At 68.2% G+C, this 25,837-nt stretch carries 24 protein-coding genes and 1 tRNA gene; 15 read left to right on the top strand and 10 right to left on the bottom strand.

From position 1 onward, the window contains the following. Positions 1-171 precede the first annotated feature (171 nt). Positions 172-1,320, bottom strand: a complete 1,149-nt coding sequence (locus WG922_RS00690) for a S1C family serine protease (protein ID WP_340279902.1) — start codon at positions 1,318-1,320, stop codon at positions 172-174. A 98-nt stretch (positions 1,321-1,418) separates the two neighbouring features. Between WG922_RS00690 and WG922_RS00685 the strand changes: the two genes are divergently transcribed. Next, positions 1,419-2,177, top strand: coding sequence for a Nif3-like dinuclear metal center hexameric protein (locus WG922_RS00685; protein ID WP_340279901.1), 759 nt, complete (start codon positions 1,419-1,421; stop codon positions 2,175-2,177). Between the two features lie 169 nt (positions 2,178-2,346). Then, the gene (gene pdxA, locus WG922_RS00680) at positions 2,347-3,390 is read left to right on the top strand and encodes a 4-hydroxythreonine-4-phosphate dehydrogenase PdxA (RefSeq protein WP_340279899.1); all 1,044 of its coding nucleotides are present in this window, start codon (positions 2,347-2,349) and stop codon (positions 3,388-3,390) included. Here pdxA and mscL read toward each other — a convergent pair. After that, positions 3,387-3,839, bottom strand: coding sequence for a large conductance mechanosensitive channel protein MscL (gene mscL, locus WG922_RS00675; RefSeq protein WP_340279897.1), 453 nt, complete (start codon positions 3,837-3,839; stop codon positions 3,387-3,389). The two genes, pdxA and mscL, sit on opposite strands and share 4 nt — an antisense overlap. A 139-nt stretch (positions 3,840-3,978) precedes the next feature. Here mscL and petA point away from each other — a divergent pair, with 139 nt between their 5' ends. The 7 genes from petA (at position 3,979) to WG922_RS00640 (ending at position 8,917) form a co-directional block, all read left to right on the top strand. Continuing rightward, positions 3,979-4,575, top strand: a complete 597-nt coding sequence (petA, locus tag WG922_RS00670) for a ubiquinol-cytochrome c reductase iron-sulfur subunit (protein WP_340279895.1) — start codon at positions 3,979-3,981, stop codon at positions 4,573-4,575. A gap of 5 nt (positions 4,576-4,580) precedes the next feature. Next, positions 4,581-5,993 (top strand): cytochrome b, encoded by a 1,413-nt coding sequence (locus WG922_RS00665; protein WP_340279893.1) that lies wholly within the window; start codon positions 4,581-4,583, stop codon positions 5,991-5,993. A 20-nt stretch (positions 5,994-6,013) separates the two neighbouring features. Continuing rightward, complete coding sequence (locus WG922_RS00660; RefSeq protein WP_340279892.1) at positions 6,014-6,781, top strand: cytochrome c1; 768 nt, start codon at positions 6,014-6,016, stop codon at positions 6,779-6,781. A gap of 103 nt (positions 6,782-6,884) precedes the next feature. Further along, complete coding sequence (locus tag WG922_RS00655) at positions 6,885-7,496, top strand: glutathione S-transferase N-terminal domain-containing protein (RefSeq protein WP_340279890.1); 612 nt, start codon at positions 6,885-6,887, stop codon at positions 7,494-7,496. Positions 7,497-7,539: 43 nt separating this feature from the next. After that, on the top strand, positions 7,540-8,091 hold the full coding sequence (locus WG922_RS00650; RefSeq protein ID WP_340279888.1) for a ClpXP protease specificity-enhancing factor: 552 nt from the start codon (positions 7,540-7,542) through the stop codon (positions 8,089-8,091). 41 nt (positions 8,092-8,132) lie between these two features. After that, positions 8,133-8,208: transfer RNA gene (locus tag WG922_RS00645), tRNA-Thr, on the top strand. Between the two features lie 307 nt (positions 8,209-8,515). Further along, positions 8,516-8,917, top strand: coding sequence for a GreA/GreB family elongation factor (locus tag WG922_RS00640; protein WP_340279887.1), 402 nt, complete (start codon positions 8,516-8,518; stop codon positions 8,915-8,917). A gap of 120 nt (positions 8,918-9,037) precedes the next feature. Here WG922_RS00640 and gdhA read toward each other — a convergent pair whose 3' ends face one another. The 3 genes from gdhA to WG922_RS00625 all read right to left on the bottom strand — a co-directional run bounded on the left by gdhA (position 9,038) and on the right by WG922_RS00625 (position 11,496). Further along, positions 9,038-10,381, bottom strand: coding sequence for an NADP-specific glutamate dehydrogenase (gene gdhA, locus WG922_RS00635; RefSeq protein ID WP_340279885.1), 1,344 nt, complete (start codon positions 10,379-10,381; stop codon positions 9,038-9,040). A gap of 351 nt (positions 10,382-10,732) precedes the next feature. Continuing rightward, complete coding sequence (locus tag WG922_RS00630; RefSeq protein ID WP_340279883.1) at positions 10,733-11,113, bottom strand: TraR/DksA family transcriptional regulator; 381 nt, start codon at positions 11,111-11,113, stop codon at positions 10,733-10,735. Between the two features lie 62 nt (positions 11,114-11,175). Continuing rightward, positions 11,176-11,496 (bottom strand): hypothetical protein, encoded by a 321-nt coding sequence (locus WG922_RS00625; protein WP_340279881.1) that lies wholly within the window; start codon positions 11,494-11,496, stop codon positions 11,176-11,178. A 201-nt stretch (positions 11,497-11,697) separates the two neighbouring features. On the opposite strand from WG922_RS00625, the gene secA reads away from it, so the two are divergent. Together secA and cqsA are read left to right on the top strand one after the other, a co-directional pair. Beyond that, on the top strand, positions 11,698-14,466 hold the full coding sequence (secA, locus tag WG922_RS00620; protein WP_340279879.1) for a preprotein translocase subunit SecA: 2,769 nt from the start codon (positions 11,698-11,700) through the stop codon (positions 14,464-14,466). Positions 14,467-14,607: 141 nt separating this feature from the next. Beyond that, entirely contained in the window at positions 14,608-15,900 is a 1,293-nt protein-coding gene (gene cqsA / locus WG922_RS00615; RefSeq protein WP_340279877.1) for an alpha-hydroxyketone-type quorum-sensing autoinducer synthase, read from the top strand. A gap of 20 nt (positions 15,901-15,920) precedes the next feature. Here cqsA and WG922_RS00610 read toward each other — a convergent pair whose 3' ends face one another. Then, complete coding sequence (locus tag WG922_RS00610; RefSeq protein ID WP_340279876.1) at positions 15,921-16,898, bottom strand: response regulator; 978 nt, start codon at positions 16,896-16,898, stop codon at positions 15,921-15,923. After that, a complete protein-coding gene (locus WG922_RS00605) occupies positions 16,895-18,208 on the bottom strand; it encodes a sensor histidine kinase (RefSeq protein ID WP_340279875.1) in 1,314 nt (437 codons plus the stop codon). Before WG922_RS00605 ends, WG922_RS00610 begins: the two co-directional genes overlap by 4 nt. Here WG922_RS00605 and WG922_RS00600 point away from each other — a divergent pair. Together WG922_RS00600 and WG922_RS00595 are read left to right on the top strand one after the other, a co-directional pair. After that, on the top strand, positions 18,207-19,016 hold the full coding sequence (locus WG922_RS00600) for a helix-turn-helix transcriptional regulator (RefSeq protein WP_340279873.1): 810 nt from the start codon (positions 18,207-18,209) through the stop codon (positions 19,014-19,016). The genes WG922_RS00605 and WG922_RS00600 overlap by 2 nt on opposite strands. A 13-nt stretch (positions 19,017-19,029) precedes the next feature. After that, entirely contained in the window at positions 19,030-19,797 is a 768-nt protein-coding gene (locus tag WG922_RS00595) for a type III pantothenate kinase (RefSeq protein WP_340279872.1), read from the top strand. 12 nt (positions 19,798-19,809) lie between these two features. Here the strand turns inward: WG922_RS00595 and WG922_RS00590 are convergent, their stop codons facing one another. Both WG922_RS00590 and WG922_RS00585 read right to left on the bottom strand, forming a co-directional pair. Next, positions 19,810-20,937, bottom strand: coding sequence for a M14 family metallopeptidase (locus tag WG922_RS00590; RefSeq protein ID WP_340279871.1), 1,128 nt, complete (start codon positions 20,935-20,937; stop codon positions 19,810-19,812). Beyond that, complete coding sequence (locus WG922_RS00585) at positions 20,934-22,130, bottom strand: M20 aminoacylase family protein (RefSeq protein WP_340279869.1); 1,197 nt, start codon at positions 22,128-22,130, stop codon at positions 20,934-20,936. The genes WG922_RS00590 and WG922_RS00585 overlap by 4 nt, the downstream gene beginning before the upstream one ends. A gap of 112 nt (positions 22,131-22,242) precedes the next feature. Between WG922_RS00585 and WG922_RS00580 the strand changes: the two genes are divergently transcribed. Both WG922_RS00580 and WG922_RS00575 read left to right on the top strand, forming a co-directional pair. Continuing rightward, entirely contained in the window at positions 22,243-24,309 is a 2,067-nt protein-coding gene (locus WG922_RS00580) for a molybdopterin-containing oxidoreductase family protein (RefSeq protein WP_340279867.1), read from the top strand. 53 nt (positions 24,310-24,362) lie between these two features. Beyond that, on the top strand, positions 24,363-25,487 hold the full coding sequence (locus tag WG922_RS00575) for an aminopeptidase (protein ID WP_340279866.1): 1,125 nt from the start codon (positions 24,363-24,365) through the stop codon (positions 25,485-25,487). Here WG922_RS00575 and WG922_RS00570 read toward each other — a convergent pair. After that, entirely contained in the window at positions 25,468-25,722 is a 255-nt protein-coding gene (locus tag WG922_RS00570) for an acyl-CoA-binding protein (protein WP_340279865.1), read from the bottom strand. The genes WG922_RS00575 and WG922_RS00570 overlap by 20 nt on opposite strands. Positions 25,723-25,837 lie beyond the last annotated feature (115 nt).

Below are 25,837 nucleotides of genomic sequence, written 5' to 3'. Positions count from 1 at the left end.
ACCCAATGGGCAGCTGCGGCTGCGCGGCCGGCCCCGCTGCACTGCGCGATTCCTCGTGCGGCACCGGCATGCTGGTGATTCCATGGCCACGCTGCGGCCTCCCGCGTGTCGCCGGACGGACCGGCACGGCCCCCTGCGCTGTGGCGCCCCCCGAACGGCTCGCCGGGCCTGCTAGCGCGGCTGCAGCTCTTGCGGACGAGGCCGTTCGCCGGGGGTGACGTTCACCTCCACCGCGTCGCTGCGTCGCTGCACCTTGAAGGGTGCCGGCGCCCCGGGCTTCAACGAAGCGACGCTGGTGAGCAGTTCCGACACGTTGCCAATGTTGCGGCCGTTCACCTGGACGATCACGTCGCCCGGGCGGATCCCCGCCTGTGCGGCAGGGCCGTTCTGCAGCACCCCGGTGATCAGCACACCGCTGCGTGCCTTGACCCCGAAGGTCTCCATGAGTTCGGGCGACAGGTCGGCCGGCTCCACGCCGATCCATCCGCGGCGCACGACCCCGTCGCGCACGATCGCTTCCAGCACCATCTTGGCCGTCGAGACGGGGATCGCGAAACCGATTCCCATGTTGCCGCCCGAGCGCGAGTAGATGGCTGTGTTGATGCCCATGAGCTGGCCGTTCACATCCACCAGGGCGCCGCCGGAATTGCCCGGGTTGATGGCGGCGTCGGTCTGGATGAAGTTCTCGAAGGTATTGATGCCCAGCTGGTTGCGCCCGAGCGCGCTCACGATGCCGCTGGTGACGGTCTGGCCCACGCCGAAGGGATTGCCGATCGCCAGCACCTGGTCGCCCACCTGCAGGCTGTCGGAGTTGCCGAGCGTGATTACCGGCAAGCGGTCGAGGTCGATCTTCAGGATGGCGAGATCGCTCTCCGGGTCGGTGCCGATCACGCGGGCCCGTGCACTGCGGCTGTCGTTGAGCAGCACCTCGATCGCGTCGGCGCCGGCGATCACGTGGTTGTTGGTGAGGATGTAGCCCTCGGGGCTGATGATCACGCCGCTGCCCAGGCCGCTTTGCGGCTGCGCGCCGCGTTCTCCGAAGAAAAAGCGAAACCACGGGTCCTGCGCATGCGGTCCCTGCAGCGCCTTGGAGGTGTTGATGCTCACCACCGCCGGCGAGGCCCGCTGCGCTGCGCCGCGGAAGCTGCCGATCGGGGTGGTGCCCGGCAGCGGCGGTGGAGCCTCGAACAGCGATACGCCCGTGCCGCGGCTGAGGCTGGCCGGACGGCCCAGCCACTCCGGCTTGAGGGTGGCAACGACGAACCAGGCCGCGAGCAAGACGGTGACGGCCTGGGAGAACACCAGCCAATAGCGACGCATGAAAATCCAGCTGCGAAGAGACACGGGAGTGTAGACCCCGCGCGACATCCGGCGGGCCCGCGCCACAATCGGCGTTTCGCGTTTTCGTCCTTCCTTTCATGGTCCAACAGCAAACGCTCTTGCGTGCATTCGACGACCTCCTCCAGCCCGGCCGCTTCAAGGACTACGGTCCCAATGGCCTGCAGGTCGAGGGACGCCCCGACGTCCGGCGCATCGTCTCCGGCGTGACGGCGAGCCTGGCGCTCATCGAGGCGGCGGTGCAGGCGCAGGCCGACGCCATCTTCGTGCACCACGGGCTGTTCTGGCGTGGGCAGGACGGCCGCGTCACGGGCTGGATGAAGCGTCGTCTCTCGGTGCTGCTGGCCCACGACATCAACCTGTTCGCCTACCACCTGCCGCTGGACGCGCACCCCGAACTCGGCAACAACGCCCAGCTCGCCGCCCGCCTGGGCCTGCGCACAACCGGTCGCTTCGGCGACCAGGAGCTCGGATTTCTTGGAGAGCCCGAGCAGCGAGCTGGATTCGCCGACACGGCCGCACTCGGCGAGCACGTGGCGCAGGTCCTCGGCCGTGCCGTGGTCGCCGTGCCGGGGCACCCGGGCCCGCTCGAGCGCGTCGCATGGTGCACTGGCGGCGCGCAGGGCTACTTCGAGGCCGCCATCGCCGCGGGGGCGCAGGCCTTCATTACCGGCGAGATCTCCGAGCCGCAGGCGCACTACGCACGCGAGTGCGGCGTGAGCTTCATCGCCTGCGGCCACCACGCGAGCGAGCGCTACGGCGCCCCGGCGGTGGCGGCCCATGTGGCCGCGCAGTTGGGTATCGAGCACCTGTTCATCGACCTGCCCAACCCCGCATGAGACATCCGGCGCCACCGCTTCATTCGCCGACGGCAGCCAGGGGGCTGCTCGCCGCCCGCCCATCACCTGCCTGCGGCACGCGGGAGCGAGGTCTCGGAGTCCGGCTTCGACGCCGCCGGGCGCCGGGTCGTTGGCGTGGCCGATGCGGGCAGCGTCCGGGAGGCGCCCCATGACAGCGAAGGTCCTGGCGCTCACCATGGGTGACCCCGCCGGTATCGGCGGCGAAATCCTTGCGCGCGCTTTCCGGGAGGCGCCGGCAGTCACGGCTGGCTGCTTCGTCGCCGGCGACCTGGCGCACCTGCGCCGTGCCGCGGCCGCCGCCACGCCACCGGGCGCCGCAGCGCTGCCGATCGCGCTGATCGAACGCCCCTCGCAGGCGCTGGAGGTTCCGCGGGGCTGTCTGCCGGTGCTGCAGGTCGGCGCTGCCGCGCCTGCGCTGGTGCATTGGGGACGGGTGCAGCCGCAGGCCGGCGCCATGGCTGCCGCAGCAGTCACGTGGGCGGCACGTGCCGCACTGGCGGGCGAGGTCGCCGGAGTAGTCACCGCGCCTCTGCACAAGGAGGCGCTGGCCGCCGCGGGCGTCGATTTTCCCGGACACACCGAGCTCCTGCAGCACGAGACTGCGGCTCAGCTGGGGCGCGCCGCGTCCGATGTGCCGGTGCGCATGATGCTGGCCAGCGACGAGTTGCGCACGGTGCTGGTGAGCATCCATGTCTCGTTGCGCGAAGCCATCGAGGCGGTCCGCACCGACAGCGTGCTGCAGACCCTGCGCATTACCCATGAGGCGCTCTCCCGGGCACTGGGCCGTCCGCCCCGCATGGCGGTGGCGGGCCTGAATCCGCATGCAGGGGAGGGCGGGCTGTTCGGCCGGGAGGAGATCGAGCACATCGCGCCGGCCGTCGAGATCGCCCGCCGCGAAGGGCTGGATGCGAGCGGACCCCACCCGCCGGACACCATCTTCATGCGCGCGCGGGGCCTGCGCAGCTTCGACGTGGTGGTCGCCATGTACCACGACCAGGGTCTGATTCCCGTCAAGTACCTGGGGCTGGACAAAGGGGTGAACGTCACCCTCGGCCTGCCGCTGGTGCGCACCAGCCCCGACCACGGAACGGCCTTCGACATCGCGGGCACGGGACAGGCCGACCCGTCGAGCCTGATCGAGGCGATCCGGGTGGCGCGCTCGCTGCTGCCGGACGCCGTGGCTGCGCGCTAGCGCTCGTTGGCAGGCGACGCGCCGCGCAGGCTGTCGCGGATCTCGCGCAGCAGCACGATGTCCTCGGCAGGCGCCGCAGGGCTTGCGGCTGCTGGTTCGGCCGACCGGCGCCGCAGCCGGTTGATCTGGCGCACCATCAGAAAGATCACCAGCGCCAGGATGAGGAAGTTGACCAGCACGGTCACGAAGCTGCCCCACGCGAGCACCGGGACGCCGGCGCGGACGAGTTCCGGGAGGCTGCGGCCCACGCCGTCGGGGACGGGGGCCAGCACCAGGAACTTGTTGGAAAAATCGATGCGTCCGACGATGGTCGAGACGATCGGCATGATGACGTCCTTGACCAGCGAATCGACGATCTTGCTGAAGGCGGCCCCGATGATGACGCCGACTGCCAGGTCGATGACGTTGCCCTTGATCGCGAACTCGCGGAATTCCTTGAGCATTCCCATGGTTTCTGACCCGTGTTGATGAAGCCCGGCAGTATCGATCCAAACCCCTTTCGCGCTGGCGTTACCCCTAAAGGGCGGGGGTTGCGCTCCGCTACAATCACCGGTTGACCTAACTTCAGCGATTCCCCCGAGGACCCCCATGAGTGACACCCCAGTGGACGCCAGCAAGCGGACGTGGTTGATCGCGTCCACCTGCGCGGGCGCGGTGGGCGGCGCGTTCGTCGCCGTTCCGTTCGTCAGTAGCTTCCAGCCGTCCGAGCGGGCCAAGGCCGCGGGTGCTGCCGTCGAGGTCGACATCTCGGCCCTGCAGCCCGGGGACAAGGTCACCGTCGAGTGGCGGGGCAAGCCGGTGTGGATCATGCGTCGCACGCCGGAGCAGCTTGCGGCACTGCCCAAGCTCAACGATCAGCTGGCCGATCCGATGTCGCAGCGCACCGCCTATCCCACGCCGGAATACGCGCAGAACGTGCACCGGTCCATCAAGCCCGAGTTCTTCGTTGGCGTCGGGATCTGCTCGCACCTGGGCTGCTCCCCGGTGGACAAGTTCCAGCCCGGTGCGCAGCCTTCGCTTCCGGACGACTGGCAAGGCGGGTTCCTCTGCCCGTGCCACGGCTCGACCTTCGACCTGGCCGGTCGCGTGTTCCGCAACCGCCCCGCGCCCGACAACCTCGAGGTGCCGCCGCACATGTTCCTCTCGGATACCCGGCTGCTGATCGGCGAAGACAAGAAGGCCTGAGCACCATGGCTGAATTCAAGGAAATCTCCCCCAACGCCCCGATCGGCGCGAAGCTCGGCAACTGGTTCAGCAACCGGTTCCCCTCGGCCATCGCCGGTTACCGCGACCACCTCGCCGAGTACTACGCGCCGAAGAACTTCAACTTCTGGTACTTCTTCGGGTCCCTCGCCCTGCTGGTGCTGGTGATCCAGATCGTCACCGGCATCTTCCTGGTGATGCACTACAAGCCCGACGCGAACCTCGCCTTCGCCTCGGTCGAATACATCATGCGCGACGTTCCCTGGGGCTGGCTGGTGCGCTACATGCACTCCACCGGCGCCTCGGCCTTCTTCGTGGTGGTGTACCTGCACATGTTCAAGAGCCTGATCTACGGCAGCTACCGCAAGCCGCGCGAGCTGGTCTGGATCTTCGGCTGCTCGATCTTCCTGGTGCTCATGGCCGAAGCCTTCATGGGCTACCTGCTGCCCTGGGGTCAGATGTCCTACTGGGGCGCACAGGTGATCGTGAACCTGTTCTCCGCCATCCCCTTCGTCGGTCCCGACCTGGCCATCCTGATCCGCGGTGACTACGTGGTGAGCGACGCCACGCTCAACCGCTTCTTCAGCTTCCACGTCATCGCCGTGCCGCTGGTGCTGCTGGGGCTGGTCGTGGCGCACCTGCTGGCGCTGCACGACGTCGGCTCCAACAATCCCGACGGTGTCGAGATCAAGGGCCCCAACGCTCCGAAGGACGAGCAGGGACGTCCGCTGGACGGCATCCCCTTTCACCCGTACTACACCGTGCACGACATCATGGGTGTATCGGTCTTCCTGATGGCGTTCTCGGCGGTGATCTTCTTCGCCCCCGAGTTCGGCGGCTACTTCCTCGAATACAACAACTTCATCCCGGCCGACCCGCTGAAGACGCCGGCGCACATCGCTCCGGTCTGGTACTTCACGCCCTACTACTCGATGCTGCGCGCCATCACCACCGAGATGATGTATGCGCTCGTGCTGATCGTCGTGCTCGCCACCGTGCTCGCGCTGGTGCGTACCCGGCTGCCGGGCCTGATCAAGGGCGCGCTGGTGGTCGCAGCCGCCGTCGCCATCGCCCTCATGCTCGGCATCGATGCCAAGTTCTGGGGTGTGGTGGTGATGGGCGGCGCTGTCATCATCCTGTTCTTCCTGCCGTGGCTGGACGCCAGTCCGGTGCGCTCGATCCGCTACCGCCCCGACTGGCACAAGTGGGTCTACGGCCTGTTCGTGCTGAACTTCCTGGTGCTGTCCTATCTGGGCGTACAGCCGCCGTCGCCGCTCGGGGAGCGTGTGTCGCAGGTCGGCACGGTGCTGTACTTCGCCTTCTTCCTGCTGATGCCGTTCTGGAGCCGGCTGGGCACGTTCAAGCCCGTGCCCGAGCGCATCACCTTCGCTGCGCACTGAGCCGGGACACCACTGCAGCCATGAAAAAACTCATTCAATTCCTGATCCTCTCGGCGGCCATGGCGCTCGGCGTGGCCGGGCCGGCGCACGCGGCCGGCGGCGGACTCGCCTGGGACAAGGCGCCGATTCGCACCAACGACCTGGCGTCTCTGCAGCACGGCGCCAAACTGTTCGTCAACTACTGCCTGAACTGCCACTCGGCAGCCTTCATGCGCTACAACCGGCTGGCCGACATCGGCCTGTCCGACGCGCAGATCAAGGACTACCTGCTGTTCACGAGCGACCGCGTCGGTGACACCATGAAAGCCGCGATCGATCCCAAGCAGGCCAAGGAATGGTTCGGAGCCAACCCGCCCGACCTGACGCTCATCGCGCGCTCGCGCTCGAGCCATGGTGGCACGGGCGCCGATTACCTCTACACCTTCCTGCGCACCTTCTACCCCGACCCGACCAAGCCGACCGGCTGGAACAACCTTGCCTTTCCCAACGTGGGCATGCCGCACGCGCTGTGGGAACTGCAGGGTCTTCGTGAGCCGGTGTTCGACACCGTCGTGAGCCACGGGAGCGAGGTCCAGGTGTTCCGCGGCTGGAACCAGGTGACGCCCGGCACCATGTCGCCCATCGAGTACGACCAGGCCGTGGGTGACCTCGTCAACTACCTGCACTGGATGGCCGAGCCCTACCAGAACCAGCGGGTGCGGGTCGGTGTGTGGGTGATGCTGTTTCTTGGCCTCTTCACCTTCATCGCCTGGCGACTCAACGCCGCTTTCTGGAAGAATGTCCACTGACCGGGCATCCTGAACGCCGCCGGCACGCCGCCGGCATCCACCGATTTTTCCGGAGTGGGCCGCCCGCGCGTCCCACTCCTTTCCGATTCAAGGAGCCATTGCCATGATGGTGCTGTATTCCGGTACGACCTGCCCGTTCTCCCACCGCTGCCGTTTCGTCCTGTTCGAAAAGGGAATGGACTTCGAGATCCGCGACGTCGATCTGTACAACAAGCCCGAGGACATCAACGTGATGAACCCCTACGGGCAGGTGCCGATCCTGGTCGAACGCGACCTGATCCTGTACGAGTCGAACATCATCAACGAGTACATCGACGAGCGCTTCCCCCACCCGCAGCTGATGCCGGGCGACCCGGTGGACCGCGCGCGCGTGCGGCTGTTTCTGCTCAATTTCGAGAAGGAGCTGTTCGCGCACGTCAGCACCCTCGAGTCCCGTGCCTCCAAGGGCAACGAGAAGGCGCTGGAGAAGGCGCGCAGCCACATCCGCGACCGCTTGACCCAGCTCGCACCCGTGTTCCTCAAGAACAAGTACATGCTGGGGGACAACTTCTCCATGCTCGACGTGGCCATCGCGCCGCTGCTCTGGCGCATGGACTACTATGGAATCGAGTTGTCCAAGAACGCAGCGCCGCTGTTGAAGTACGCCGAGCGCATCTTCTCGCGTCCGGCCTACATCGAGGCGCTGACGCCCTCCGAGAAGGTCATGCGCAAGTAAGTACCGCGTGTCGCGCGCGCTGCGCGCGCCACGCCCGCCTCCGATGAACGCTCTCGACTCCACGTCCACCCGCCCTTACCTGATTCGTGCCCTCTACGACTGGTGCACCGACAACGGCTTCACGCCCTATGTCGCGGTGCTCGTCGATGAGACCGTGCAGGTACCTCGCGAGTACGTGAAGAACGGCGAAATCGTGCTGAACATCAGCTTCGACGCCACCAGCTCGCTCAAGCTGGGCAATGAGTTCATCGAATTCCGCGCGCGCTTCGCTGGCGTGGCGCGCGAGATCATGGTCCCGATCGGCCGCGTGCTCGCCATCTACGCCCGGGAGAATGGCCAGGGCATGGCGTTCCCGGTGGCGCCCGCCGCACCCGGTGGCGCTGGCCCCCAAGCCGACGCGGCTTCGGCGCCGCGGCCTTCTCCTCTCAGCAGCGTGCCCGCGGCCGGTGGCGAGCCGGAACCTGCGCCCGACCGGATCATGCAACTGGTCCCCGGCGAAGCCGCAGCCGAAGGCAGCAAGGGCGGCGAGGACGGCGAGCCGCCCAAGCCGCCGCCAGGGGGCGGTCCGCGACCGGCCCTCAAGCGGATCAAGTGAGCTGCTGCAGGCGGCTTCGGTCCGCTTAGAATTTTCGTGCTGCCGGTTTAGCTCAGTTGGTAGAGCAACCGCCTTGTAAGCGGTAGGTCATCAGTTCGAATCCGATAACCGGCACCAGTCCTTCTCCTCCGCGCGCAGCGGCCCAGCCGCACGGCTGCGCGGCCGCAGGTCCGAGCAGTGCACCGGTCTGGATCCACGGTCGCGGCAATGCCCCTGCCGGCCTTGCCAGAATCGCGTCAACTTGCCCGCGTGCCGCATACTGGCGGCGTGTCCTGCCTGCCGTACCACCTCCTGTCTGCCGCCGCTGCGCCTGCGCGTGGGCGACGGCGTGCTGTCGCACTTTTCCCGGCCCGGCGGCCCCTCGCATTTCCTTGACGCGCCATCCGTACCGCCGGGCCGATCCGGCGCACTCATGGAGCGAAGCATGCAACCGACCCCCCATTTTCTCGACAAGCAACTGACCGAGCTGGACTTCGTCCGGCTTCAAAGACTGAGCGCCTCGCACACCACCGCCGGCCTGGCGGACCTGCTCGCCGACGCCGACGTGGTGCCCGGCCCGCAGATCGCAGCGGAGGTGATCACCATGTACTCGCAGTTCGAGCTGGAGGACAGGGATTCGGGCGAGCGCCGCGTACTTGCCGTGTGCTATCCCGAGGACGCGGAGCCTTCGAGCGGCTTCATCTCGGTGCTGTCGCCCCTGGGCTGCAGCCTGATCGGACTGCCGGCAGGCGCGCAGGTGCGCTGGCAGACGCCCACGGGCGAGCGCCAGGGGCTGGTGCGGGCGGTTCTGTTCCAGCCGGAAGCCAGCGGCGACTACGTGACCTGATGCGGCTTCGGAGGGCGCCTTCGCCAGGTGCTCGGACCTGACGCACCGCGCGTGCGTGCCGTCCGGATCGGGCGCTGGACCGGCGGCTCGCCGGGCAGGCCTGGCGAGCGGGCCCTTCGCTCAGATGACGCCCTGGGCCAGCATGGCGTCGGCGACCTTCACGAAACCTGCGATGTTGGCGCCATCGACGTAGCTCACGGTGCCGTCGTCGCGCTGGCCGTGCAGGACGCAGGCATCGTGGATGCCGCGCATGATGGTCAGCAGGCGTGCATCCACCTCTTCGCGGGGCCAGCTCAGGCGCATCGCGTTCTGGCTCATCTCCAGCCCCGAAGTGGCCACGCCGCCGGCATTGCTGGCCTTGCCCGGAGCGAACAGGACGCCGGCCTTCTCGAACAGTTGCACGGCGGAGTTGGTCGATGGCATGTTGGCGCCTTCGGCCACGCACTGGACGCCGTTGTCCACGAGCATGCGTGCGTCGTCCGCGTCCAGCTCGTTCTGGGTGGCGCAAGGCAGCGCCACATCCACCGGCACGCTCCAGGGGGTGCGGCCCGCGTGGAACTCGCTCCCGGTGCGGGCGGCATATTCGCTGACGCGGCCGTAGAGGTGGTTCTTTACCTCCATCAGCAGGGCCAGCTTTTCCGGAGTGAAGCCGTCCGCGTCCACGACCGTGCCGCTCGAGTCGGAGACTGTGACCACCCGGGCGCCCAGCGCCATGGCCTTTTCCACGGCGTATTGCGCGACGTTCCCCGACCCCGACACGCTGACCCGCATGCCCTCGAGCGAGCGGCCCTTGCGCTGGAGCATTTCCTGCGCGAAGTAGACCGTGCCGTAGCCGGTAGCCTCAGGGCGGATCAGGGAGCCGCCGAAAGACAGTCCCTTGCCGGTGAAGACGCAGTCGGCGCGGTTGGTGAGCTTCTTCACCATGCCGGCCATGAAGCCGACCTCACGGCCGCCGACGCCGATATCCCCCGCCGGTACGTCGGTGTCGGCGCCCACGTGGCGGAACAGTTCGGTTGCGAATGCCTGGCAGAAGCGCATCACTTCGGCCGGGCTGCGGCCTTTCGGGTCGAAATCGGAGCCGCCCTTGCCACCGCCCATGGGCAGCGTGGTCAGCGCATTCTTGAACGTCTGCTCGAAAGCCAGGAACTTGAGGATCGATGCATTGACGGACGGATGGAACCGCAGCCCGCCCTTGTACGGGCCGATCGCGCTGCTGTGCTGGATGCGATAGCCCCGGTTGACCTGGACGTCGCCATGGTCGTCCACCCAGGACACGCGGAACTGGATCATCCGCTCCGGCTCGACGAGGCGGTCCAGCAGGCCGTGCTGGGCGTACTTGGGGTGGCGCTGGATGAAAGGCCAGAGGCTTTCGATGACCTCGGTGACCGCCTGCAGGAACTCGGGCTGTCCCGGATTGCGCGCTGCCACTTGGGCCAGGAATTCGTGACTGTCGGTGTATTTCATGCGGCCGCTAAGGATGGAGTTTTGCCAAAGTCGCGCATTGTCGCTCCATCCGTGCAAGGCGCTTTGACCCCGCACGGACCCGCAGGCGTGCGCCGGTTATCCAGTGGTCTCGCAGGGCGAGCGGTGGGCATTGGATTCACGCGGCCACTTCGGCATCGCGCGGGACGTATTGCGCGTTCCATGCGGGTGCGCCGTCCGCTCTTGCTGCTGCTTTCTGCTGCCGCTGCCGCCGCGTCGTTCTTGCGTCGGTGGCCCGTGCGCGCATGTGCGCAATGGCGGGCTTGTCTGCGGGCGAGGTAAGGCATTGCTCGGGAAGCGGACCGCGGCTCGCAGGCAGCGGAGCGCCCTGGCTCAGCCAGCCGGCATTTGCCCCTGTCGCTCGCGTTCTGCTTCGTGGCGCAGGCAGTAGCGCGCTGCGGGCACCACGTGCAGCCGTGCGTAGCCGATGTCCTCGCCGCACTCCTCGCAGCTGCCGTAGCTGCCATCGCGCAGCCGCTGCCGTGCCTCTCGCACTTCGCTCAGTGCGGCTTCGTGGCGCCGCAGCTGGGTGATGTCCAGCGACTCCATCATGCGCGCGTCGCCGTCCTCGACAGAATCCTTGACTTCGGGCCAGCCGTGCCCTGCGCCGTCGGTGAACTCGTGACGGTTGTCGCGTACCGCATGGGCCAGCTCGTCTTCGCGCTCGGCCAGTTGCAGGTCGAGTTCGGCGCGCTGTTGCTCGGTCAGTTCCATGTCCGTGCTCCTTTGCTTTGACGATAGGCCAGCCGGCAAGCGGCCGTGTTGCAAAACGCTGCTCAGCGCCAGTCGGTCTGCACCTTGATGCGGATGGCATCGACCGGGCAGCCGCTGCGGCGAAGCTCGGCCTGCAGCAGGGGGAGCAGCTGGCGCAGCTTGGCCGCTGCCGCGCTGCCGCGCACCAGCAGGCACCAGCTGCCGCCGTCCAGCGGACCGGCCGCCACGGCTGCGCGCAGGCCCGGCGGAATGTGTGCCTTGATGGCTTCGAGACGCTGCGACGATTCGCGCACCAGTGCCGTGAGCCGGGCCAGGGAAGGGGCGGCCTGCGCAGCTTCTTGGAGCGTCACGGGGTGGTGGCGGCGGGTCGGATCGCTGGGCATGGGGAAGGGGTGCAAGGCGCGGCCATTATCCCGCCGCAGCCGGTGCCGGCCGCCGGAGCCTTCCGGGTGGCAGCTAAAATCGCCCCCTCGGGTCCCGCAGCACGCACTTGCACGGTGGGCGGCGGCCCCCATCTCCTTGCTCAACGAGAGGATTGCGCTGCCCTGCTGGTCCCGGTGGGCTGGCAGGGCAGCATTGCGTTCATGGCCAAGAACTTCCTGACCCAGATTTTCGGTTCCCGCAACGACCGCCTGCTCAAGCAATACCGCAAGACGGTCGATCGCATCAACGCCCTGGAGCCGGAGCTGGAGAAGCTTAGCGACGAGGCGCTGCGCGGCAAGACGCAGGAGTTTCGCGACCGGTTGGCGCGCGGCGAGGAGCTCGACGCGCTCCTGCCCGAGGCCTTCGCCGTGGTGCGCGAGGGCTCCAAGCGCATCATGAAGATGCGCCACTTCGACGTCCAGCTGCTCGGCGCCATGGCGCTGCACCAGGGCAAGGTCGCCGAGATGCGCACCGGCGAGGGCAAGACCCTGACCGCCACGCTCGCGGTCTACCTGAACGCACTGCCCGGCAAGGGCGTGCACGTCGTCACCGTCAACGACTATCTCGCCAATCGCGATGCCCAATGGATGGGCAAGCTCTACAACTTCCTCGGTATGACGGTGGGCGTGAACCTGCCGCAGATGCCTCGCGAGATGAAGCAGGCCGCCTACGGGTGCGACATCACCTACGGCACGAACAACGAGTTCGGCTTCGACTACCTGCGCGACAACATGGTCTACGAGACGGCGGACCGCGTGCAGCGGGGGCTGCACTACGCCATCGTCGACGAGGTGGACTCGATCCTGATCGACGAGGCGCGCACGCCGCTCATCATCAGCGGCCAGGCCGAGGACCACACCGACCTGTATGTCGCGATGAACCGCATCGTGCCGCAGCTCACGCGTCAGGAGGGCGAGGCCGATCCGCGTACCGGCGAGGGCGTGCTCAAGCCCGGCGACTTCACCGTCGATGAGAAGTCGCGCCAGGTGTTCCTCACCGAGCGCGGCCACGAGACCGCCGAACGCATCCTGAGCGCGCAGGGGCTGATCGCCGAAGGCGCCACGCTCTACGACCCGGCCAACATCGCGCTGATGCACCACCTGTACGCGGCACTGCGGGCCAACAACCTCTACTTCCGCGACCAGCATTACGTGGTGCAGCCGGGCGAAGACGGCCGCCCCGAGGTGGTGATCGTCGACGAGTTCACCGGGCGCCTGATGGCGGGCCGCCGCTGGAGCGAGGGCCTGCACCAGGCCGTGGAGGCGAAGGAGGGCGTTCCGATCCAGCCAGAGAACCAGACGCTGGCATCCATCACCTTCCAGAACTACTTCCGCCTCTACGGCAAGCTCGCCGGCATGACCGGCACCGCCGACACCGAGGCCTACGAGTTCTCGGAGATCTACGGCCTCGAGGTGGTGGTGATTCCGCCGAACCGGCCGAGCCGCCGCGAGGACCAGCTCGACCGGGTCTACAAAACCACCAAGGAAAAGTACGAGGCGGCCATCGAGGACATCCGCGACTGCTACGAGCGCGGGCAGCCGGTCCTGGTGGGCACCACCTCCATCGAGAACTCCGAAATCATCGACCAGCTGCTGATCGAGGCGCAGCTGCCCCACCAGGTGCTCAATGCCAAGCAGCACGCCCGTGAGGCCGAGATCGTCGCGCAGGCGGGTCGGCCGAAGATGATCACCATCGCGACCAACATGGCCGGTCGCGGCACCGACATCGTGCTGGGCGGCAACGTCGAGAAGGTCATCGAGGGCGTCGAGGCCGACGAGTCCCTGGACGCCGCCACGCGCGAAGCCCGCATTGCGCAGTTGCGTGCGCAGTGGGCCAAGGACCACGAACAGATCGTCGCGCTCGGGGGGCTGCGCATCATCGCCACCGAGCGCCACGAGTCGCGGCGCATCGACAACCAGCTGCGCGGCCGCTCTGGCCGCCAGGGCGACCCCGGGTCCTCGCGCTTCTACCTGAGCCTGGACGATCCGCTCATGCGCATCTTCGCGGGCGAGCGGGTCAAGTCCATCATGGACCGGCTGAAGATGCCCGAGGGCGAGGCCATCGAAGCCGGCATCGTCACGCGCAGCATCGAGAGCGCGCAACGCAAGGTGGAGGCGCGCAACTTCGACATCCGCAAGCAGCTGCTCGAGTACGACGACGTCGCAAACGACCAGCGCAAGGTGATCTACCAGCAGCGCAACGAGATCATGGACGCCCAGGATCTCTCCGCCCAGATCGCAGGGCTGCGCGAAGGCTGCTTCACCGACCTGGTGCACCAGTACGTGCCGCCAGAGTCGGTCGAGGAGCAGTGGGACCTGGCGGGGCTGGAGAGGGTGCTGGCCGACGAATGGGGCATCGGCCTGCCACTGCAGCAGGAGGTGCAGGCCTCCAGCGCCATCACCGACGAGGACCTCCTGCAGAAGGTGCTCACGGCCGCCGAGGAGGCGTTCGAGACCAAGGTCACGCTGGTGGGCAAGGAGAACTTCACCCACTTCGAGCGCATGGTGCTGCTGCAAAGCATCGACACGCACTGGCGCGAGCACCTCGCCGCCCTCGACTACCTGCGCCAGGGCATCCACCTGCGCGGTTATGCACAGAAGCAGCCCAAGCAGGAATACAAGCGCGAGGCTTTCGAGCTGTTCGGGCAGCTGCTCGATTCCGTGAAGAACGAGGTCACCAAGATCCTGATGACGGTGCGGGTGCAGTCGGGTGCCCAGCTCGACGCCGCCGCGGACGACATCGAGCAGCGCGCCGAGCAGGTGGCCAACCTCACCTACTCAGCGCCCACCATCACGGGCGAGGTCGAGACCATCGCAGACGAGGCCTCGGCGCGCGGGTCGGCAGGGGCGGTGCCGCGCGTCGGACGCAACGATCCGTGCCCCTGCGGCAGCGGCAGGAAGTACAAGCAGTGCCACGGCAAGCTGGCTTGAAGAGCGGCCGGACGCGCTCGCAGAAGTCAAGTGCGTCAGCGTAGATCGACCCGGCTCATCTGTCAGGACTGACAGGGGTCCCCGGCGGCGGCGCGCTGCATGACTCTTCAATGGAGAGCTTCCAGTCCTTAGGAGCTTTCCATGAACGAACTCGCCGAACGCGCACCCTCCACGCCCGCCCCGACCTGCGCATCGGGCCCATCCAGCCTCCGCGCGGGCGGCCGAAGTGCCCCCTTGTCCGGCCATCTGCGCCAGCGCATCGAGCGCGAGTTCCGCTCCCGCTGGGAGGACGAGTGGGGTGGATCGCCCATCACCCAGAGCCGCCCGGCAGGTCCGGATGCGGTGCGCCTGGACGGCAACGACTACCTGGGCGTGTCGGGCCACCCGCGCATCGTGCAGGCGCAGATCGATGCCCTCAGCCGCAGCCAGTCCACGGTGGTGCAGTCGGGCGTCTTCCAGCTCCAGGGGACGCCCAGCAACCGGCTCGAACAGGCCTTTGCCGATTACGTGGGCCACGAGGGCGCGGTGCTGTGCCAGTCGGGCTACACCGCCAACCTGGGCCTGCTTCAGGTGATCGCGGACCGCGACACGCCGGTGTACCTGGACAGCCTTGCGCACATGTCGCTATGGGAGGGCGTGCGCGCCGCCAATGCACCGGCCCATGCCTTCCGGCACAACGACCCCGGTCACCTGCAGCGCATGATCGCGCGGCATGGCAGTGGGCTGGTGGTGGTGGACTCGGTCTACAGCACCACCGGTGCGATGTGCCGGCTGCAGGAGATCGTGGAGGTGGTGGAGGCCAGTGGTTCGATGATCCTTGTGGACGAGTCGCATTCACTCGGCACGCACGGACCACAGGGACGCGGCGTATGTGTCGAGCTCGGACTGAGCGATCGCGTGCACTTCATCACGGCCAGCCTGGCGAAAGCCTTCGCCGGACGTGCCGGCATCTTCACGGTACCGCACGAGATGCGCTTCTACCTCATGTCCAACAGCTTCCCGAACATCTTCAGTTCGTGCCTGCTGCCGCAGGAGGTCGCGGGTCTCGCCGCCACGCTGGAGGTGGTCCAGCGCAGCGACGCGGCGCGAGATCGCTTGAGGGCGAACACCGCACGGCTGCGCGGCACGCTGGCATCGCTGGGCTTTCCCATCCACCAGGGCAGCGAGCAGATCATCGCGCTGGAGTCGGGCACCGAGAGCAACACCGTGGTGCTGCGCAATGCGCTGGAGCAGCGGGGCGTGTTCGGCGCGGTGTTCTGTGCGCCGGCCACGAGTCGCAACCGGGCCATGGTGCGCCTGACGCTCAGCGCTGCCCTGACCGAAGCGGAGCTGCGCCATGTCGAAGCGGTCGCCCGCGACATCGCGCCGTTGGTCCAGCCGTGGAACTGGCCGATAGCCCGTCGCAACCGGGGCTCGGGCGAGCTGTCGGCCTGAGTTCAGCAGGGGGTTCGGTGTCAGTCCTGCACGCGCCGTGGCAACTGTTCGGCCAGCCAGCCGCGATAGCCCTGGATCCGGTTGGGGAGCGCCTCGGCGGGGATGCGGAACTGGGCCGCCAGCAGGCGCGCGTCGCGCCCCGGTGAGAACGCCGGCACCAGCTCGCAGGGCCCTGTCAGGCCCACGGCCTGCCGCAGCTCCAGGCTCACGAGCTTGCGGCCGCTGCGGATGTCTTCGAGGCCGTCCGCATCGACGCCCTCGAGCTCGGCCAGCTCCGCCAGGGCATGCAGGCCGTCACGCGTCTCCAGCTGCAGCCAGCTCACGCTGCCGGCGTCGTCGATGCCGAGGATGCCGAAGGGGTCACCAATGGCAATGTGCTCGACCCAGTGCGACGCAACGAACTCCTGCAGCGCCTGCTGCACGCCGGAGGACTGCAGCAGCGCATGTTGATCCGGCGTGAGCGTGGTGCGCCAGATTTCCGAATGCCGCGGGTGCGGCGCCGCCAGCATGCCGTCCACGGCCTCGATCAGGCGGCGCGAGATGTCGGGCAGCTGCTTGGGAATGAACTGGTCGATGAGGCCGCGGTTGAAGGCGCGTACCGCCACCTGTTCATCGGCCTGCCCCGTCAGCAGCGCGCGCGCGCCCTGCCACTCGGAGATGTCCGCGAGCACCTGCAGACCGTCCATGCCGGGCATGGAGAAATCGACGACGCACACGCGCGCCAGCGCGTAGCGATCGCCGGAGCGGGCCCAGTAGGCGAGGATCTGCGGGATCAGGGGCTTGCCCTGGCGCCACTGATCGACCAGCACCTGCTGGTTCCAGGCATCGATCTCCCACAGCGGCGGCTCGCGCAGCAGCTCGTGGATGCATTGGCTGGGCCGTACGTGCAGTCGCAAGTGCCAGTGGCGGGGCAGCACCATCGCCAGCATGTCGAGGTAGTCGGCGTCGTCATCGACGAAGACCACCGTGCCGGGACGTCGGAAAAGGGGGAAGCTCATGGGGCGGGGTGCTCGAGAGTCGGTTGGGAAATGGGGGACGCCAGGGCCACCGGGAGATCGAGCACGAAGCGCGCGCCGCGGCCGGGTGCCGATTCGACGTCGATGGTGCCACGGGCATCCCGGATCACCCGGTGGCAGAACGCCAGGCCGAGGCCGTGGCCGGTGCCCCGGTCGGTCGATACGAAGGGCTGGAAGATGCGGGCCTTCATCTCGTCACGCATGCCCAGGCCGCGGTCTTCGATGGAGATGCGGCCGCGCCGGCCTTGCACATCGACCTCGATGCGCAGGTCGCCCGGTTCGCGCACCGAGGGCATGGCCGCCAGCGAGCGCAGCGCGTTCTTCATCAGGTTGTCGATGACCTGGCGAAAGAGGGCCGCCGAGGTGTGGAATTCGAAGTCGCGCACCACCAGTACCTGCACGCAGTTGCGCTCGCGCTCGCCCCGGTAGGGGAATTCGGCCACCGCCCTGCGCACCACGGCGGCCGCGCGCACCACCTCCTTCTGCAGGGGCAGGTGCATCAGCTGGGCGTTGGTGATCTGCATGTCGATCTGGCGGTTCATGTTGCGCAGCAATCCGTGCAGGCGGTCGGCGAGATGTTCGAGCTTGGTGGCACTGCCTGCGGGAGCCGTTGCGGCTTCGTTGCGCACCGCATCCGCGATCAGGGCCATGGTGGCGAGCGGCGTGCGCAGCTCGTGCGCCATGATGCCCATGGTACCCAGTGCCTGCTTGAGCTGTTCGCGCCGCAGGTTGCTGGCCGACAGGCCCAGCATCAGCGCCATGTACCAGCAGAAGGCGAACACCACCACGTGCGTCGCGACTTCTTCGGCCGTTGGCGGCGGCAGCTGCGGCCCGAAGAGCGAATACAGCAGCCACCCCGTCGCGATGCCGGCACCCAGGCCGATGGTGGCGAGCCGCCAGTCGGTCGCGTGGTAGTAGATCAGGAACATCGCCGCCATCGTGGCGAGCCAGACGGCGTTGCGCCCGTTGCAGAAATACATCCAGGTGAAATAGACAGGCACCGTCAGCCAGAACACGAGGGTGATCACCACCACGGCCAGCCGCGTGGGCGGTGGCTCGGTGAACTTGGGAAACAGCAGCAGTGTGAGGCCCAGCGCGCTCACCAGCAGGCGCTGCCACAGGCTCTCGTAGGGCTGCGGCAGCCAGTAGGTCCAGACGACGTAGAACAGCGGATGCCCCAGAACGATGGATATGCACAGCGCACGGATCCGCCACTGCGAAGGATGCAGGATGGGCTCGGAAATCGGCTCCAGCAGCGGTTTGAACGCCTCGCGGGCCGTGCGTGCACGCATGGTCGAATGGCTCCATCGCTTCCAGAACGCTGCTGGCATGTGCTCCCAAGGACTGGTGGAACCGCCGCAAGGCTGCGACTGGCCGGGGGCGGTTGCAGGTGATATTGTGTCGGCCGGTAAGGGAGGAATGGCACAAGATATGGGGGATCCTGTTAACTTTGACAGCGTCAGTCTGGACGGCATCCTGAGCGACTGGCTGGCCGCGCTCAAGGAATTCTCGGTCGAGGCCGTCGCGGTCCTCGGCCCCGATCCGTTCGGCGGCTATGAAGATCGCCTCCTTCTGTGTGTGCATCCGCCGCTCGCCGGCGACGCTGCGCGCGCGCTTGCGGCGAGCCGCGACTTCGGTGCGCCCTGGCGCGAATCCGACGCGCCGCTGGTCGCGTGGCAGCACATTGCAAAGACCGGAGAACTCAATGCGAGCCGCTGGCGCGTACTCGCACTGGCGCATGGCTACCAGTCGATGGTGCGCGTCGAATTTCCTTTGCCCGCGGGGCGCGCCTTCGAGTGCTTCATGTTCAGCCCGCGCGAGCTCGCCGACCGAAGCGAGGCAGCAGCGCTGGTCTGGTCGGCGCTGAATATCTGGCCGGTGGTCAAGCGGTGCATATCGCAGGAGCGCTCCAGCCTCAGCCCACGCGAGCGCCAGTGCCTGATGCTGGCCTTCAACGGTCTCACCGCGCGTGAGAGCTCGCTTCAGATGTCCTGCACCGAGCGCACCGTCAACTACCACCTGGCGAACGCGATGGGAAAGCTGAAGGTCGACAACAAACTCGCGGCCATCCAGCGAGCCTGCTGGATCGGCGCCATCTAAGCAGGAGAGACCCATGTTCCTTGCCATCGACGTCGGCAACACGCGGCTCAAGTGGGCTGTCTACGACCAGCCGCGAGCGGGCGCGCGGCCGCTGGTCCATGGGGCCGAATTCCTCGAGAACATCGACAAGCTCTCCGATGGCCCATGGGCGTCGCTGCCGGAGCCCACCCGCATGCTTGGTTGCTCCGTTGCGGCCGACGCCATCAAGCTCCGCGTGGCCGAGCAGATGGAGGAGTTGTGGGATGTGACGCCGCAGTGGGTGCATGCGTCGAGCAGCGAGGCAGGCGTGTCCAATGGCTACGACCACCCCACGCGCCTCGGCGCCGACCGCTGGGTGGCGATGGTGGGTGCCTGGCACCGGATGCTCGGCCAGGGTGCTGCGCGCCCGGTAGTGGTCGCGATGGTCGGCACGGCCGTCACCGTGGAGGCGATCGATGCAAGCGGGCATTTCCTCGGCGGGTTCATCCTGCCGGGCCACGGCATCATGCTGCGTGCGCTGGAGTCGGGCACCGCCGGACTGCACGTGCCCACGGGCGAGGTGCGCGAGTTCCCGACCAACACGAGCGACGCGCTGACAAGCGGCGGCACCTTCGCCATCGCCGGCGCGGTGGAGCGGATGATCCACCACGTGCGCGCGCGCTGCGGCGCCGATCCCGCGTGTTTCATGACCGGCGGCGCAGGCTGGAAGATGGCCCCCTTCATGGCCGCGCCGTTCGAACTGGTCGAGACGCTCATCTTCGACGGGCTGCTCGAGATCGCCGAGCGACGCGCCCCGGCCTGACCGGCCCGTCCCTCAGGCTGCCAGCCCTTCGACGGCCTGCGCCATCGATTCGCGCGCCTGTGCCAGCACCTGATGCTTCCACTGCGGCGTGTCCGTGTAGAAGGCCGCGAGCATGCGCTGACGGATCGCGTCCTGCAGCGTGGCTGGCGCCTCGGGATGCTGGTTCAGCCAGTGCTCGCCGCGCAGGGCGGTGAGCACCTCCATCACCGGCTCTGTGCCGTACTCCATCGCGATCCCGGTGTACTGCGCCTGTGGGCATTCCTCGTACATGGCGTTCCACATCAGGCCCGTGAGGAAGGCTGAACTCGACGAGCCGTCGTAGATGGAGGTCACCGGCGTTCTTCCGCCGCCATCCCACCAGCGCCGCGCGCGTGCGACGCCGGCTGGGTCGTCCGCTCCGGCCCAGATGCGCTCGCCGACGCCGCTGGGGCCCAGCCCCGTGTGGACGTCGATCCAGGCGATGCGTGCCGCGGCGCTTCCGTGCACCCGCAGCACCTCGCGCAGCGTGCGGTTGCTCCAGGTGGGCGCCGTGCCCCCGAAGAACATGCCGTCCGCGAATTCGTGCTGGCCGCGTGTGATGGCGGCCTGGAATGCGCCCTCGCCACGCCGCGCGATGAATTCGCCCACTGCCTGCACATTGCGCGCGTCGGGCGGCCACTGCGCCGGCAGCAGCAGCGGCTGCAGTTCTCGGTAGGCCTCGTTGACCGGAAGCGGCCTGGAGAAATCGTGGAAGTTGCGGTTGAGATCGACGTTCTCGTGCGTGACGCGCCGCAGGTGCGAAAAGCCGTAGGGGTTGAGCGCATGCACGTAAAGCACTGCCACGTCGCGTGCGCGCGCCTGTTCCGCCCACCGCCGGTCGCGCAGCGCCGCCACCTGCACGCCGCTGCCGCAATAGCCCTCCACGCCGTGGCACGCGCTCGAGACGATCAGCAGGGCCTTGGCATCGGCGCTTCCCTCGCGCGCGACGTCCATGGCGAGTTCCTCGCCCTCGCGCCCGCGCAGGGGATGCGTATGCGACTCGACCTGCAGGCGGGCCTCGCGCGCGGCCTCGAGAAACTTGTGGCGAGCCTGCCGGTAGGTGGACGAGAAAGCCTCCAGGTCCAAGCCTGCGGCGGTCGCGCCTGGGGAGGACGCGGTCATGCGCGCTCCCGGGCCAGCCAGGCCTCGGCAAGCTTGACCCAGTACGTCGCACCCAGGGGGATGAGGTCGTCGTTGAAGTCGTAGCTGGGGTTGTGCAGCATGCAGGGGCCGCCGCCGTGGCCCATCTCGCGGTGCGCACCGTCGCCGTTGGCGATGAAGCAGTAGGCGCCGGGGAGTTCCTGCAGCATGTAGGCGAAGTCTTCGCCGCCCATGGTGGGCTCCTGGGGCTCCACGTTCTGGGCGCCCACGATCGAGGCCATCACCTCGCGCGCGAACGCCGCCTCGGCCGGGGAGTTGATGGTCGGCGGGTAGTTGCGCACGAACTCGAATTCGCATTGGGCTTCGTGCGCCGCGCACACGTGCTCGGCGATCTGCCGCATGCGGCGCTCGATCAGGTCCAGCACCTCGGTGGTGAAGGTGCGCACGGTGCCTTGCAGCTCGCAGCTGTCGGGCACCACGTTGGTGGCCTCGCCTGCATGGATCATGGTCACCGAGATCACGCCGGCATCCACCGGCTTCTTGTTGCGGCTGATGATGGTCTGGAAGGCCTGCACCATCTGGCAGGCGATCGGCACCGGATCGATGCCGTTGTGCGGCAGCGCCGCGTGGCTGCCCTTGCCGCGGATGGTGATGCGGAATTCGTTGGTCGATGCCATCACCGGGCCGGGGCTCACGGCGAACTTGCCGACCTGCGAGCCGGGCCAGTTGTGCATGCCGAACACGGCCTCCATCGGGAACTTCTCGAACAGGCCGTCCCGGATCATCTCGCGGGCCCCGCCGCCTCCTTCCTCGGCGGGCTGGAAGATCAGGTACACCGTTCCGTCGAAGTTGCGGTGCTTGGCCAGGTGCTGGGCGGCCGCCAGCAGCATGGCCGTGTGGCCATCGTGGCCGCAGGCGTGCATGCGCCCGGGGTGCGTGCTGGCATGGGCGAAGGTGTTGAACTCCTGCATGGGCAGGGCGTCCATGTCGGCGCGCAGGCCCACGGCGCGCTCGCTGCTGCCGTTCTTGACGATCCCGACCACGCCGGTCTTGCCCAGGCCACGGTGGATCGGAATGCCCCATTCGGCGAGGCGGGCCGCCACCAGGTCGGAGGTGCGCAGCTCCTCGAAACACAGTTCGGGGTGGGCGTGGATGTCGCGGCGGATCGCGGCGATGCCGGCCGCCTGGGTAACGAGGGAGTCGAGGAGATTCATGGGGTACTGCGCGTGCGGTGCGGGGCAGCCAGTCTAGCCTCGGCGTGGCTTTCGGGCATGCGGGGGAACACCTGCCGGCGCCTCGGCGACGCCTCCCTTAGACTTGCCCGCCATGTCCACCCCGCGCCCCGCACACCCTGGTTCCACCGCGACGACGCAGGTGCGCGGGGCCTGCCCGCACGACTGTCCCGACACCTGCGCGCTGATCACCACGGTGCAGGGCGGCGTCGCGGTTCGGGTCCAGGGCAATCCGGCGCATCCGGCCACCGATGGGGTGCTCTGCGCCAAGGTGTCGCGCTACCACGAGCGCACGCACCATCCCGATCGGCTGCTGCAGCCCCTGCGCCGCAGTGGCCCGAAGGGTTCGGGCCGGTTCGATCCCATCGATTGGGAGACGGCGCTGACCGAGATCGCGGCGCGCCTGTCGGCCATTGCCGCTCGCGACCCGCAGGGAATCGTGCCGTACAGCTACGCGGGGACCATGGGCCTGGTGCAGGGCGAGAGCATGGCCGGGCGCTTCTTCCACCGGCTGGGCGCCTCCCTGCTGGACCGCACCATCTGCTCGGCGGCGGGCGGCGAAGCCCTGCTGCAGACGCTGGGCGGCAAGCTCGGCATGAAGGTCGAGTACTTCGCCGAGTCGCGGCTGATCCTGATCTGGGGCAGCAACTCCATCGCGAGCAATCTTCATTTCTGGCGCCTGGCCCAGCAGGCCAAGCGGGCGGGTGCGCGTCTGGTCTGCATCGATCCGCGCCGCACCGAAACCGCCGAGAAGTGCCACGAGCATGTGCAGCTGCGCCCGGGCACCGATGCGGCGCTGGCGCTGGCGCTGATGCACGAGCTGATCGTGAACGACTGGCTCGACCACGACTACATCGAGCGCCACACCCTCGGGTGGGAGGCGCTGCGCGAGCGGGCACTGCGCTGGACGCCGGAGCGTGCCGCCGAGGTGTGCGGTGTGCCGGTTGCGCAGATCCGGGCGCTGGCCCGCGACTACGGCACCACGCCGGCCCCCGCCATCCGCCTGAACTACGGCATGCAGCGCGTGCGCGGCGGCGGCAACGCGGCGAGGGCGGTGGCCTGCCTGCCGGCGCTGGTGGGCGCATGGCGGCACCGCGCCGGCGGCCTGCTGCTGTCCAACTCGGGGCGCTTCCCGGTGCGCAGAGACGCCTTGCAGCGCCCCGACCTGCTGGCCGGCCGCAGCCCGCGCACCATCAACATGAGCACCATCGGCGACGACCTGCTGCGTCCTGCCAGCGACGCGTTCGGCCCGCGCATCGAGGCGCTGGTGGTCTACAACAGCAACCCCGTCGCGGTGGCGCCCGAGTCGGCGAAGGTGGTTGCCGGTTTCGGCCGCGAAGACCTGTTCACCGTGGTGCTGGAGCACTTCCAGACCGACACCGCCGACTGGGCCGACTACATCCTGCCGGCGACCACCCAGCTCGAACACTGGGACATCCACCCCTCGTACGGCCACACCGACGTGCTGCTGAACCGGCCGGCGATCGCGCCGCTGGGCCAGGCGCTGCCGAACACCGAGATCTTCCGTCGCCTCGCGCGGCGCATGGGCTTCACCGAAGCCTGTTTCGACGACGACGACGAGAGCCTGTGCCGCAGCGCCTTCGGCGATGCCGTCGATTTCGACGCACTGCTGGCGCAGGGCTTCGCGCCGCTGCGCGTTGCCGACGCGCCGTTCGCCGAGGGGGGCTTCGCCACGCCTTCGGGACGCTGCGAGTTCTTCAGTGCACGGCTGGCGCGCCAGGGGCTCGACGGCCTGCCCGACCACCTGCCCAACTACGAGCCGCGGGACGGGGCGGCACCTTATCCGCTGGCCATGATCTCGCCGCCGGCCAGGAACTTTCTCAACTCGAGCTTCGTCAACCTGCGCAGCCTGCGGGACATCGAAGGCGAGCCGCTGCTGGAGATCAGCGCCGAGGATGCGGCAGCGCGGGGCATCGCCTCGGGCGGCATGGTGCGGGTCTTCAACGACCGGGGCGACTACCACTGCCGGGCCGAGGTGTCCGAGCGGGCGCGGCCGGGCGTGGTGCACGGCCTGGGCATCTGGTGGCGCAAGTTCGGTGCGCGTGGCACGAACGTGAACGAACTCACCAGCCAGCGACTCACCGACCTCGGCCGCGGCCCGGTGTTCTACGACTGCGCGGTCGAGGTTGAGGCGGTGTGAGGGTAATTGCGTTGGCTGCTGGCAAGCGATTGAAGGTAGGGCTGGTTGCAGGCGTGGCCGCCGCCGTGCTGGGCGGCTGCGCCAGCACGGAGCTGGACTATTACTGGCAGTCGGCGAGCGGACACCTGTCGATGCTCAGTGCCGCACGGCCGGTGCCCGACTGGCTCGAGGGCGCGCAGGCGCCCGACAAGCTCAAGGAGAGACTGGCGCTGAGCCAGCGCATCCGCCGCTTCGCCAGCGCTGCGCTGCACCTGCCGGACAACGCCAGCTACACGCGCTACGCCGACCTCGGCCGCAGCGCGGTCATCTGGAACGTCGTCGCCGCCCCACCGCTGTCGCTCAAGCTCGAGACCTCATGCTTTCCGGTGGTGGGCTGCGTTGGTTACAGGGGCTACTTCAACGAGGGTGCCGCACGCGCGCGGGCGCAGCAGCTGCGCGCGCAGGGCTTGGAGGCGAGCGTCTACCCCGTGCCCGCCTACTCGACGCTGGGATGGTTGAACTGGGCCGGCGGCGACCCGCTGCTCAACACCTTCATCCACTACCCGGAGGGCGAGCTGGCGCGGCTCATCTTCCACGAGCTCTCGCACCAGGTGCTGTACGTGCGCAACGACACCACCTTCAACGAGTCCTTCGCCACCGCGGTCGAGCGCCTGGGCGTGCGCCAGTACCTCGCCAGTGCCGCCAGCGGCGCAGCACCCGAGGAATTCGGCGAGTTCACCCGCAGGCGCACCGAATTCCGCGCGCTGGTGCGTGCCACGCGGGAGCAGCTGCGCGACATCTACGAGGACAAGGCGGCCGGCCAGGAGCGCCAGCACGCCCGCAAGGAGGAGGCGATGCGCGCTTTCCGCGAGGCGTACGCCCGCATGCGCGCCGGCTGGAGCGGCGATCCTGCGCGCTTTCGCAACAGCGACCGCTGGGTGTCCGAGGCGAACAACGCCTCGTTCGGCGCGCAGGCCGCATACGACGAACTGGTGCCGGGTTTCGAGGCGCTGTTCGAGCGCGAGGGACGTGACTGGCCGCGCTTCTACGAGGCTGCCCGCCGCATGAGCGCGCTTCCGAAGGACGAGCGGCACCGGGTGCTCAAGGAGCTGGCGGCGGCTGCCGCGGCAGAGCCCGCGCCGGTCCCCCGCGAGGCCGGGTCCGATCGTGCCGCAGCCCTCACTCCAGCGACTCGATGAGGTCGACGTAGCGCTGCTTGGCCTCGTCCTGCGGCGTGCCCTTCAGGCTGTTCCAGGCGTCCCACTTGGCGCGCCCGACGAGGTCGGAAAAGCCCGGTTTCGGCCCGGCGTTGTCGCCCACCGTCGCCTGCTTGTAGAGGCCGTAGATCTTGAGCAGCGTGGCGTTGTCGGGGCGCTCGCTGAGGTTCTTGGATTGGGCGACGGCTTGGTCGAATGCGGCTTGCAGGTCGGACATGGCGGCTCCGGAGAAAAAAGGTCGATGGTAGGGGCAGGGCAGCGCGATCCGCACGCCGGCCATGAAGCGCTGATGGGCGCGCGATCACGCGGCCGCAGCGGCCGTTGCAGCGAAC

The sequence above is a fragment of the Ramlibacter sp. AN1015 genome (assembly GCF_037726105.1).
Taxonomy (GTDB): Bacteria; Pseudomonadota; Gammaproteobacteria; order Burkholderiales; family Burkholderiaceae_C; genus Ramlibacter.
This window is presented reverse-complemented; position numbering and strand designations above follow the sequence as displayed.

What these genes read in the sequence shown, in the direction of transcription:
- pdxA (WP_340279899.1), top strand. Translation starts at nt 2,347, where the DNA reads ATGACAGCGAAGGTCCTGGCGCTCACCATGGGTGACCCCGCCGGTATC.
- WG922_RS00650 (WP_340279888.1), top strand. Translation starts at nt 7,540, where the DNA reads ATGAACGCTCTCGACTCCACGTCCACCCGCCCTTACCTGATTCGTGCC.
- WG922_RS00600 (WP_340279873.1), top strand. Translation starts at nt 18,207, where the DNA reads ATGGTCGAATGGCTCCATCGCTTCCAGAACGCTGCTGGCATGTGCTCC.
- WG922_RS00590 (WP_340279871.1), bottom strand. Translation starts at nt 20,937, where the DNA reads ATGACCGCGTCCTCCCCAGGCGCGACCGCCGCAGGCTTGGACCTGGAG.
- WG922_RS00690 (WP_340279902.1), bottom strand. Translation starts at nt 1,320, where the DNA reads ATGCGTCGCTATTGGCTGGTGTTCTCCCAGGCCGTCACCGTCTTGCTC.
- WG922_RS00625 (WP_340279881.1), bottom strand. Translation starts at nt 11,496, where the DNA reads ATGCCCAGCGATCCGACCCGCCGCCACCACCCCGTGACGCTCCAAGAA.
- WG922_RS00660 (WP_340279892.1), top strand. Translation starts at nt 6,014, where the DNA reads ATGAAAAAACTCATTCAATTCCTGATCCTCTCGGCGGCCATGGCGCTC.
- secA (WP_340279879.1), top strand. Translation starts at nt 11,698, where the DNA reads ATGGCCAAGAACTTCCTGACCCAGATTTTCGGTTCCCGCAACGACCGC.
- WG922_RS00640 (WP_340279887.1), top strand. Translation starts at nt 8,516, where the DNA reads ATGCAACCGACCCCCCATTTTCTCGACAAGCAACTGACCGAGCTGGAC.
- WG922_RS00655 (WP_340279890.1), top strand. Translation starts at nt 6,885, where the DNA reads ATGATGGTGCTGTATTCCGGTACGACCTGCCCGTTCTCCCACCGCTGC.
- WG922_RS00595 (WP_340279872.1), top strand. Translation starts at nt 19,030, where the DNA reads ATGTTCCTTGCCATCGACGTCGGCAACACGCGGCTCAAGTGGGCTGTC.
- WG922_RS00570 (WP_340279865.1), bottom strand. Translation starts at nt 25,722, where the DNA reads ATGTCCGACCTGCAAGCCGCATTCGACCAAGCCGTCGCCCAATCCAAG.
- WG922_RS00665 (WP_340279893.1), top strand. Translation starts at nt 4,581, where the DNA reads ATGGCTGAATTCAAGGAAATCTCCCCCAACGCCCCGATCGGCGCGAAG.
- WG922_RS00685 (WP_340279901.1), top strand. Translation starts at nt 1,419, where the DNA reads ATGGTCCAACAGCAAACGCTCTTGCGTGCATTCGACGACCTCCTCCAG.
- WG922_RS00630 (WP_340279883.1), bottom strand. Translation starts at nt 11,113, where the DNA reads ATGGAACTGACCGAGCAACAGCGCGCCGAACTCGACCTGCAACTGGCC.
- petA (WP_340279895.1), top strand. Translation starts at nt 3,979, where the DNA reads ATGAGTGACACCCCAGTGGACGCCAGCAAGCGGACGTGGTTGATCGCG.
- WG922_RS00580 (WP_340279867.1), top strand. Translation starts at nt 22,243, where the DNA reads ATGTCCACCCCGCGCCCCGCACACCCTGGTTCCACCGCGACGACGCAG.
- WG922_RS00585 (WP_340279869.1), bottom strand. Translation starts at nt 22,130, where the DNA reads ATGAATCTCCTCGACTCCCTCGTTACCCAGGCGGCCGGCATCGCCGCG.
- gdhA (WP_340279885.1), bottom strand. Translation starts at nt 10,381, where the DNA reads ATGAAATACACCGACAGTCACGAATTCCTGGCCCAAGTGGCAGCGCGC.
- WG922_RS00605 (WP_340279875.1), bottom strand. Translation starts at nt 18,208, where the DNA reads ATGCGTGCACGCACGGCCCGCGAGGCGTTCAAACCGCTGCTGGAGCCG.
- cqsA (WP_340279877.1), top strand. Translation starts at nt 14,608, where the DNA reads ATGAACGAACTCGCCGAACGCGCACCCTCCACGCCCGCCCCGACCTGC.
- mscL (WP_340279897.1), bottom strand. Translation starts at nt 3,839, where the DNA reads ATGGGAATGCTCAAGGAATTCCGCGAGTTCGCGATCAAGGGCAACGTC.
- WG922_RS00610 (WP_340279876.1), bottom strand. Translation starts at nt 16,898, where the DNA reads ATGAGCTTCCCCCTTTTCCGACGTCCCGGCACGGTGGTCTTCGTCGAT.